Raw genomic sequence first — 7,305 nt, 5'->3', positions numbered from 1 at the left:
CTAACGTGACCGGCAAGACCCCGGGGTGGAAGGCGGCGCTGAACGCGCTGTCGCTCTACTACGGCGACCGCATCACCCTCAACTAGAAGCGATCACCGGCCCGCCCACAAAGATCCGGACAGTCCCGTTCGCGACTGATGCGGTGTGGTGGAGGGGGTGGTCGGCGCCACGGTGCTGCCGTGTCAGCGGATGGTGATCAGGCCTGTCTGGTAGGCGATGATGACGAGTTGTACGCGGTCGCGGGCGTTGAGTTTGGCGAGCAGTCGGCGGACGTGGGTTTTGGCTGTGCCGGGGCTGATGTGTAGCCGTTGGGCGATCTCGGCGTTGGTCAGGCCCTTGGCCACGAGGGTGAGGACTTCGCGTTCGCGGTCCGTGACGGCCTCGAGCGCGACGGGGGTGGTGGGGAAGGGGTCGGGTTCTGGTCTGGCCGCGAATTCCTCGATCAGTCTCCGGGTGATGCCGGGGGCCAGCAGCGCGTCGCCGGCCGCGATCACCCGGATGGCGGCCAGCAGATCCAGTGGCGGGGTGTCTTTGAGCAGGAAGCCGCTGGCCCCGCCGCGTAGTGCTCCGTAGACGTATTCGTCCAGGTTGAAGGTGGTCAGTATCAGGACGCGTACGGCCGTGGATGATGTGATGAGGCGGGTGGCCTCGATCCCGTCCATTTCGGGCATTCGCACGTCCATGAGCACGAGGTCGGGCAGTTCGCGGCGGGCTTGCTCAACTGCCTGTAGTCCGGTCGCCGCCTCGCCTACCACGGTCAGATCGTTTGCTGATTCGACGATGCCCCGCAACCCGGCCCGTACCAAGGTCTGATCATCAGCGACCACCACACGGATCATGTGGGGTTCTCCGCCAGTGGGAGCCGGGCGGCGACCTGGAAGCCTTGGCCGGGCAGGGGGGCTGCGTGGAACCAGCCGCCGTAGAGGTTGACCCGTTCCTGCATGCCGTGCAGGCCGTGACCGTGGACCGGGGGTGTGGCGCCGCCGCTGCCGTGGTCGGTCACCTCGATGGTCAGCTCGTCGGCCCGGTAGTCGATGACGGCGCGAGCTGTGGTGGTCCCGGAGTGCTTCACCACGTTGGTCAGGGCCTCCTGGATGATCCGGTAGGCCGACAGGTCGATCCCGGCGGGCAGGCCGCGGGGCTGCCCGCTGATGGCGAGTTCGACCCGTACGCCCGCTTGGGCGGTCTGCGTCACGAGCCGCTCCAGATCTGCCAGCCCCGGTGTGGGGGCGCGGGTGGGGCCTTCTGCCGCGCGGTCTGGATCCTCCTCGCGGAGCAATCCGAGCAGCCCGCGCATCTCCCGTAGGGCTTCCCGGCCGGTGGACTCGATGATGCCCAGCGCGGTGCGGGCCTCGGCTGGTTTGTCGTCGATCACGAGATGGCCGAAACCGGCCTGGACGGTGATCACGCTCATGCCGTGCGCGACCACATCGTGCAGCTCGCGGGCGATCCGTATCCGTTCCTCGGTGACCTGGCGCTGGGCCTTGTGCAGTTCGGCCTTGGTCCGCTCGGCCTGCCGCGCGGCCTGCTGCTGGAGCAGGTTCTCGGTGTAGGAGCGGTGCTGTCCCACCGCGAAGCCGACCGTCCACACGGTGACGAAGAGGAAGACGAACATGATCATGCCCCGGCTGGGCGAGGCCGCGATCGCCAGTACCGGTGCCTGCGCCACGGCGAGCGCGATGAACGCGGTGCGGGGTCGGCAGATGGAGGCCACCGAGTAGAGGACATAGGGCATCGCCATGACCGGCGGAACCACACCCGCGCTGCCGTGGACTGGAAGCATGATCAGGATCGAGACGGTCATCGCGACGGTCGCGGCCAGCGGGTACCGCCGCCGCAACGCCACCGCCGCAGCGACCAGCGCGGTCCCGGAGAGCGCCAGCAGGGCGATGCCCGGCGTGCGCATGTACTTCCACAACGACATCGGCATCAGCAGGGCACATGCCGCGGCGGCGAGGTAGTCCAGCGCCTGCCAGTGCCCGGCGCGCACCCACCTGAACAGTGGCGGGCGGAGCTCAGAATGCATAACCCGAGCGTATGGGCGCTTTCCCGGGTATGGCATCGCCCTGCGGGCGTATCCCCACAGGCATAGCCGCAGCGATGATCGCGCCAGTCGTACGCCCCCGTGCAGAGCCGAGAAAGGGCCCCGCCGGGGGACGATTCGCAGCCGCCTGGACCGGCACTGTGGAACGCGGGGTGAGGGACACCCCTGGTCAAGGAGACCCAATGATCGAAGTTCACGAGCTCACCAAGCGCTATGGCCCTGTCAAGGCCGTCGACCGCCTGTCTTTTGCGATCCGGCCCGGCCAGGTCACCGGCTTCCTGGGTCCCAATGGCGCGGGCAAGTCCACGACGATGCGGACGATCCTCGGGCTGGACACCCCCACGTCGGGACGGACCCTGGTCAACGGCGTGGCCTACCGTACGATCGACAAGCCGCTGCGTGTCGTGGGGTCCCTGCTGGACGCCGGCGCGGTGCACGGCGGGCGGAGTGCCAGGAGCCACCTGGAGTGCCTGGCGGTCACCAACGACCTGCCGCGCTCCCGCGTCGGCAAGGTCCTGGAACAGACCGGCCTGTCCGGTGTGGCCCGCAAGCGGGTCCGTGGCTTCTCGCTCGGGATGCGGCAGCGACTCGGGATCGCCGTGGCCCTGCTCGGCGACCCGCCGATCCTGATGTTCGACGAGCCGGTCAACGGGCTCGACCCCGAGGGCATCGTGTGGATCCGCAACCTGATGAAGTCGCTGGCGGCCGAGGGCCGTACGGTCTTCGTGTCCAGCCATCTGATGAGCGAGATGGCGCTCACCGCCGACCACCTGATCGTGATCGGTCGAGGGGCGTTGATCGCCGACACCGGAATGGCGGACTTCATCCAGTCGAGCTCGCTGAACGACGTTCTCGTCCGTACGCCACAGAGCCGATATCTCGCCGACCTGCTCACCGCCAAGGGCGCCCAAGTCATCGCCGCGCCGGACGGCGGGCTCGCGGTCACCGGCCTGACCACCGAGGCCATCAGCCAGGTGGCCGCCGCCAACGGCGTCGAGGTCTACGAGCTGGCCAGGCGGCAGGCATCGCTGGAGGAGGCCTACATGAAGCTCACCGACACCTCCGTGCAATACCGCGCGACCGACCCCGGAAAGCGTGGCAGGCGATGACCGCACAGTCCTCCCTACCCCAGCGCGGGGTACTGCGCTCCTTCCTGCCCGGGCGCGGAGTGCTGCGCTCGGAGTGGATCAAGCTGCGCTCGGTCCGCTCCACCTATCTGTCGGTGCTGTTCGCGACCCTCGTCGCCGTCGTGCTCGGCGTGCTGGCCACCTCGTCGGACGCGAGCAACTGGGCCACGATGACCGCCCAGGACAAGGCGCAGTTCGATCCGCTGGGGGACTCGTTCATCGGGCTGATCTTCGGCGAGCTGGCGTTCGGTGTCCTCGGGGTGCTGGCGATCAGCACCGAATACCGGACGGGCATGATCCGTGCGACGTTCTCGGCGGTGCCCCAGCGGGGGCGGGTCTATGCCGCCAAGGCGCTGGTGGTCGGCGTGGTCTCGCTGGTCCTCGGGATGCTGCTGGTCTTCGGCTCGTTCTTCCTGGGGCAGGCGATGCTGTCGTCCAAGCACCTCGAGGTTCATCTGGGAGATCCCGGTGTGCTGCGGGTCGTTCTCTCCGCCGGTCTGTATCTGTTCGTGGTGACGATGATCGGATTCGGGCTCGGCGCGATCCTGCGGCACAGCGCCGGCGCGATCGCGGCCCTGGTGGCGATGCTCTGGCTCGCCTACCCGATCGGAAGAGTCCTCGATCACCTCTCCTACCTGCCCTCCCGGATACTCCTGTTCAACATCGCAGACGCGATCACCAGGACGCACGCGGCCACCGGGAAACCCGCGCTGCGGATACCGTCCCTCGAACTGGCCTACTCCAGCCTCGCGCTCTACCTGGTCGTGTTCCTCGCGCTGGGCGCCTGGAGGATTTCCCGCGATGCCTGAACCCGTCATGATGCTGCGATCAGGTCAGGCGTCTGCCTCGGCGCCCCCACGCCGTGGCGGGTTCCTCGTCACGCGGGGGATGCTCGCCTCCGAGTGGATCAAGCTACGCTCGGTCCGGTCCACCTGGCTGACTCTGCTGTGCGCGCTGCTGTTCGTGCTCGCCTTCGGCCTGTTCGACACCCTGTCGGTCACCGAGAGCTGGAACACCATGTCCGCCGCCGACAAGGCGTCATTCGATCCGCTGGCGGAGGCCTTCGCCGGAATGCAGATCGGCGAGCTTGCCTTCGGCGTGCTCGGGGTCCTCGCCATCAGCGTGGAGTACGAGACGGGCATGATCCAGACCACATTCTCCGCCGTACCCAGGCGCGGGAAGGTCTTCGCGGCCAAGGCCGTGGTGGGGGGCGGCGTCATGCTCACCGCCGGCCTGGCGCTCGCCTTCGTCACCTTCCTCGGCGGCCAGTGGATGCTGTCCGCAAAGAACCTCGACGTCCAGTTGGCAGACCCCGGCGTACTGCGGTCCGTGGCATGCACCGGCCTCTACCTCGCCGTGGTCGGCCTGATCGGCTACGGCCTGGGCGCCCTGATCCGGCACACCGCCGGCGCGATCTCGGTCATGTTCGCCGTCATCTGGCTCACCTACGGCGCCACCCACGCCGTCGAGAAATGGTCCTACCTCCCCGACCGCTGGCTCCTCGTCAGCGCCTACCAGACCCTCTCCAGAATCCACCCGCAGTCGGGCACCAGCGCACTGCGGGCCCCGACGACCACCATGGCCTTCGTGGAACTGGCCATATACCTGCTCGTCTTCCTCGGCCTCGGCGCCTGGCGCATGTCCCGTGACGCCTAGATGAGTAGTTCCGAAGCGCTGTTGACCGACTCCGAACCCATCTGTGCTTCGGAGCACCCCACTTCCAATGATCTGAAGGAGTGCGTGTGATCTCCCCGCGAGTGGTGTGCGCCGCCGCCCTGCTGGCCGTCGCGTCGCTGGCCGTACCGGCTGCCGCCGAGGCCAAGACACAGCTCAAGACCCAGGCCCGGCCCCAGGCCGCCGCCCCGCCCCAGCTGACCCTTCCTGCGCCGACGGGCCCCTCCCCGCTCGGCACGGTGTCCCTGCATCTGGTCGACCGCTCAAGGAAGGACCCGTTCGCGGGCGCCGGCCACGACCGCGAGCTGATGATCAGCCTGACCTATCCGGCCAGGAAGGCCGCCGCGTACCCGGTGGCGCCCTGGCTGCCGCCCAAGGCAGCGGCCCAGTACCTGCGCCAGGAGGGACTGCCTCCGGGAGCCGTCCTGCTGCCGCAGACCCACGGGCACGAGGGTGCCCCCGCCGACCGGCGCGAGGGCCGGCTGCCCGTCGTGCTGTACTCCCCGGGCAACAACTCCTTCCGCTCGGCCAACAGTGTGGTGGTCGAGGAGCTGGCCAGCCGGGGATACGTGGTGGCCACGATCGACCACACCTATGACGGCCTGGTGGAGTTCCCCGACGGCCGGGTGGTGACCTCGGTTCCCGACGGCGCCGGGACCGGCTGGGTGGTCTATAAGCAGCGCATCGCCGACACCCGCTTCGTTCTTGACCAGCTCGCGGTGCTGAACCGTGGTGGCAACCCCGACGCCGAGCACCGCAAGCTCCCCAAGGGGCTGCACGGCCTGCTCGACCTCGACCGGGTCGGCCTGTTCGGCTTCTCGGCCGGCGGGCCCACGGTCGCATCCGCCATGTTCGAGGACCGGCGGATCAAGGCAGGGTTGGCCATGGACGGCCCGGTGGCGGGCCCGGTCGTCACCGCGGGGCTGGCCCGGCCGTACATGCTGATGACCGCCACCAAGGCCGTCCGCGACCGGATCCCCGACCTGGCCACGTTCTGGTCGAATCTGAAGGGCTGGAAGCTCAACATCAGGACCGAAGGGGTAGAACACGCCTCCTACGGCGACCTGGAAGTGGTCGCCCCACAGGTGGCGTCACTGCTGAAGTGGACGCCCGCCCAGCTCGCCGAGCAGATCGGCACGCTCGCCCCTGAGCGCGGCGAGGCCGTCCAGCGGGCCTACCCGCTGGCCTTCTTCGACCTGCACCTGCGCGGCAGGGGCCACCTGCTGGACGGCCCGTCGCCGAGGTTCCCCGAGGTCACCTTCATTCCGTAGCGTCGCCCGCATGGCCGTTGGTCACCGTTCTCATCATCTATGAGAGTCGGGCGTAGCGGTGGGGGCGGATCACATTGCCCTCGCCGCCTCGACATCGTGACCGGCATCCGTGTCCAGACACCCATGCCGGTCGTTGGTCGGCTCGCCGCTGGAGGCGCGGGCGATCACGTCGCTGATGGCACAACGACCCAATGCCGCGATCGTTTCGATAGGGGACTATGCCGGGCCCATCCGACCGGCCGCGGAGACCAGGCCGGTCTCGTAGGCGACGATGACGAGCTGGGCGCGGTCATGCGCGTCCAGTTTGTCAAGGAGCCGCCGCACGTGCGTCTTCACCATGGCAACGCCGAGTCCCAGCTCTTCGGCGATGTCGAAGTTGGTCAGGCCGCGGGCGATCAGCCGCAGCACCTCACGTTCCCGCGCCGTCACCCCGGTGAGCCCATGAGCGAGCTGTGGCCGGGCCTCGCCCTGCCTGACGAACTCGCTGCAGCAGCATCCGGAAACGGCGCGCAGCAACGCCTGATCGTCGGTGATGACCGCCCCCCCGGAAGCCTCCTCCGGAGCGGGGCCCGGCGGTGAACGCGCCGCCGTACATCAAGACCCGCTCCCGCATGCCGATCAGCCCGCGTTGACGATGAGGAGATACACGAACCCCCTGACTGCACGGAGCCCGGGAATTCCCTCGGACCTGACGGCCGAGACCTACAGCGGGGAGTACCGCCCCTCCCTGGGCGACAACCTCGTTTGTGGACGCTGGTTCACCGGCCCGGGGGAAGCCGTGCCGACCGAGGGCTTCATGCGGCAGGCGACGGTTGGGCGGGGCGAGGCCGCCGAAGGCCACGGGCCAGCACCGGTGATGTGTGGAACAGGAACCGGGACCGGCATTACGAGTCTCGGAGATGAGGTAATGTCGATCTATCAGCCCGGCTTGAGTACGTGACGCCATCTGGCGGTGCGGTCGCCGGGACTCTCTCAGTGACAGTCTCAGGAGTCTTGGACTTCGGTTATTGTGTGCTGGGTGGGGCCGAGAGGTGTTCCTGAGTCGGTCGATTCGACAAAGGGAAACAAATCGGTAAGATTGAGGAAACAAGCCCCAGACGGGAACTGGAAACAGGTTCCGGACGGTGTGTGTCCGTTTCTTGAGAACTCAACAGTGTGCTAAAAGCCAGTGCCTTTTGGTCCTCGCTTG

General features: G+C 68.0%; 7 protein-coding genes. 4 read left to right on the top strand and 3 right to left on the bottom strand.

Annotated features, from left to right (window positions below; all coding sequences use genetic code 11):
* Nucleotides 1-182 precede the first annotated feature (182 nt).
* Nucleotides 183-839 (bottom strand): response regulator, encoded by a 657-nt coding sequence (locus tag ABEA24_RS53175; RefSeq protein ID WP_345444703.1) that lies wholly within the window; start codon nucleotides 837-839, stop codon nucleotides 183-185.
* Nucleotides 836-2,026: a sensor histidine kinase gene (locus ABEA24_RS53170; RefSeq protein ID WP_345444699.1), complete on the bottom strand. Its 1,191-nt coding sequence runs from the start codon at nucleotides 2,024-2,026 to the stop codon at nucleotides 836-838. The genes ABEA24_RS53175 and ABEA24_RS53170 overlap by 4 nt, the downstream gene beginning before the upstream one ends.
* A gap of 200 nt (nucleotides 2,027-2,226) precedes the next feature.
* Between ABEA24_RS53170 and ABEA24_RS53165 the strand changes: the two genes are divergently transcribed.
* The 4 genes from ABEA24_RS53165 (at nucleotide 2,227) to ABEA24_RS53150 (ending at nucleotide 6,116) form a co-directional block, all read left to right on the top strand.
* The gene (locus ABEA24_RS53165; RefSeq protein WP_345444696.1) at nucleotides 2,227-3,153 is read left to right on the top strand and encodes an ATP-binding cassette domain-containing protein; all 927 of its coding nucleotides are present in this window, start codon (nucleotides 2,227-2,229) and stop codon (nucleotides 3,151-3,153) included.
* A complete protein-coding gene (locus ABEA24_RS53160) occupies nucleotides 3,150-3,980 on the top strand; it encodes an ABC transporter permease (RefSeq protein WP_345444694.1) in 831 nt (276 codons plus the stop codon). Before ABEA24_RS53165 ends, ABEA24_RS53160 begins: the two co-directional genes overlap by 4 nt.
* Entirely contained in the window at nucleotides 3,973-4,827 is an 855-nt protein-coding gene (locus ABEA24_RS53155; RefSeq protein WP_345444691.1) for a hypothetical protein, read from the top strand. Before ABEA24_RS53160 ends, ABEA24_RS53155 begins: the two co-directional genes overlap by 8 nt.
* A gap of 86 nt (nucleotides 4,828-4,913) precedes the next feature.
* Nucleotides 4,914-6,116, top strand: a complete 1,203-nt coding sequence (locus ABEA24_RS53150) for an alpha/beta hydrolase family protein (protein ID WP_345444688.1) — start codon at nucleotides 4,914-4,916, stop codon at nucleotides 6,114-6,116.
* A 216-nt stretch (nucleotides 6,117-6,332) separates the two neighbouring features.
* Here the strand turns inward: ABEA24_RS53150 and ABEA24_RS53145 are convergent, their stop codons facing one another.
* Nucleotides 6,333-6,632 carry a response regulator transcription factor gene (locus ABEA24_RS53145; protein ID WP_345444685.1) on the bottom strand — a complete coding sequence of 100 codons (300 nt, stop codon included), beginning with the start codon at nucleotides 6,630-6,632 and terminating at the stop codon, nucleotides 6,333-6,335.
* Between the last annotated feature and the right edge of the window lie 673 nt (nucleotides 6,633-7,305).

Source organism: Actinoallomurus vinaceus (assembly GCF_039542055.1).
Lineage (GTDB): Bacteria > Actinomycetota > Actinomycetes > Streptosporangiales > Streptosporangiaceae > Actinoallomurus > Actinoallomurus vinaceus.
This window is presented reverse-complemented; position numbering and strand designations above follow the sequence as displayed.

What these genes read in the sequence shown, in the direction of transcription:
- ABEA24_RS53175 (WP_345444703.1), bottom strand. Translation starts at nt 839, where the DNA reads ATGATCCGTGTGGTGGTCGCTGATGATCAGACCTTGGTACGGGCCGGG.
- ABEA24_RS53170 (WP_345444699.1), bottom strand. Translation starts at nt 2,026, where the DNA reads ATGCATTCTGAGCTCCGCCCGCCACTGTTCAGGTGGGTGCGCGCCGGG.
- ABEA24_RS53160 (WP_345444694.1), top strand. Translation starts at nt 3,150, where the DNA reads ATGACCGCACAGTCCTCCCTACCCCAGCGCGGGGTACTGCGCTCCTTC.
- ABEA24_RS53155 (WP_345444691.1), top strand. Translation starts at nt 3,973, where the DNA reads ATGCCTGAACCCGTCATGATGCTGCGATCAGGTCAGGCGTCTGCCTCG.
- ABEA24_RS53165 (WP_345444696.1), top strand. Translation starts at nt 2,227, where the DNA reads ATGATCGAAGTTCACGAGCTCACCAAGCGCTATGGCCCTGTCAAGGCC.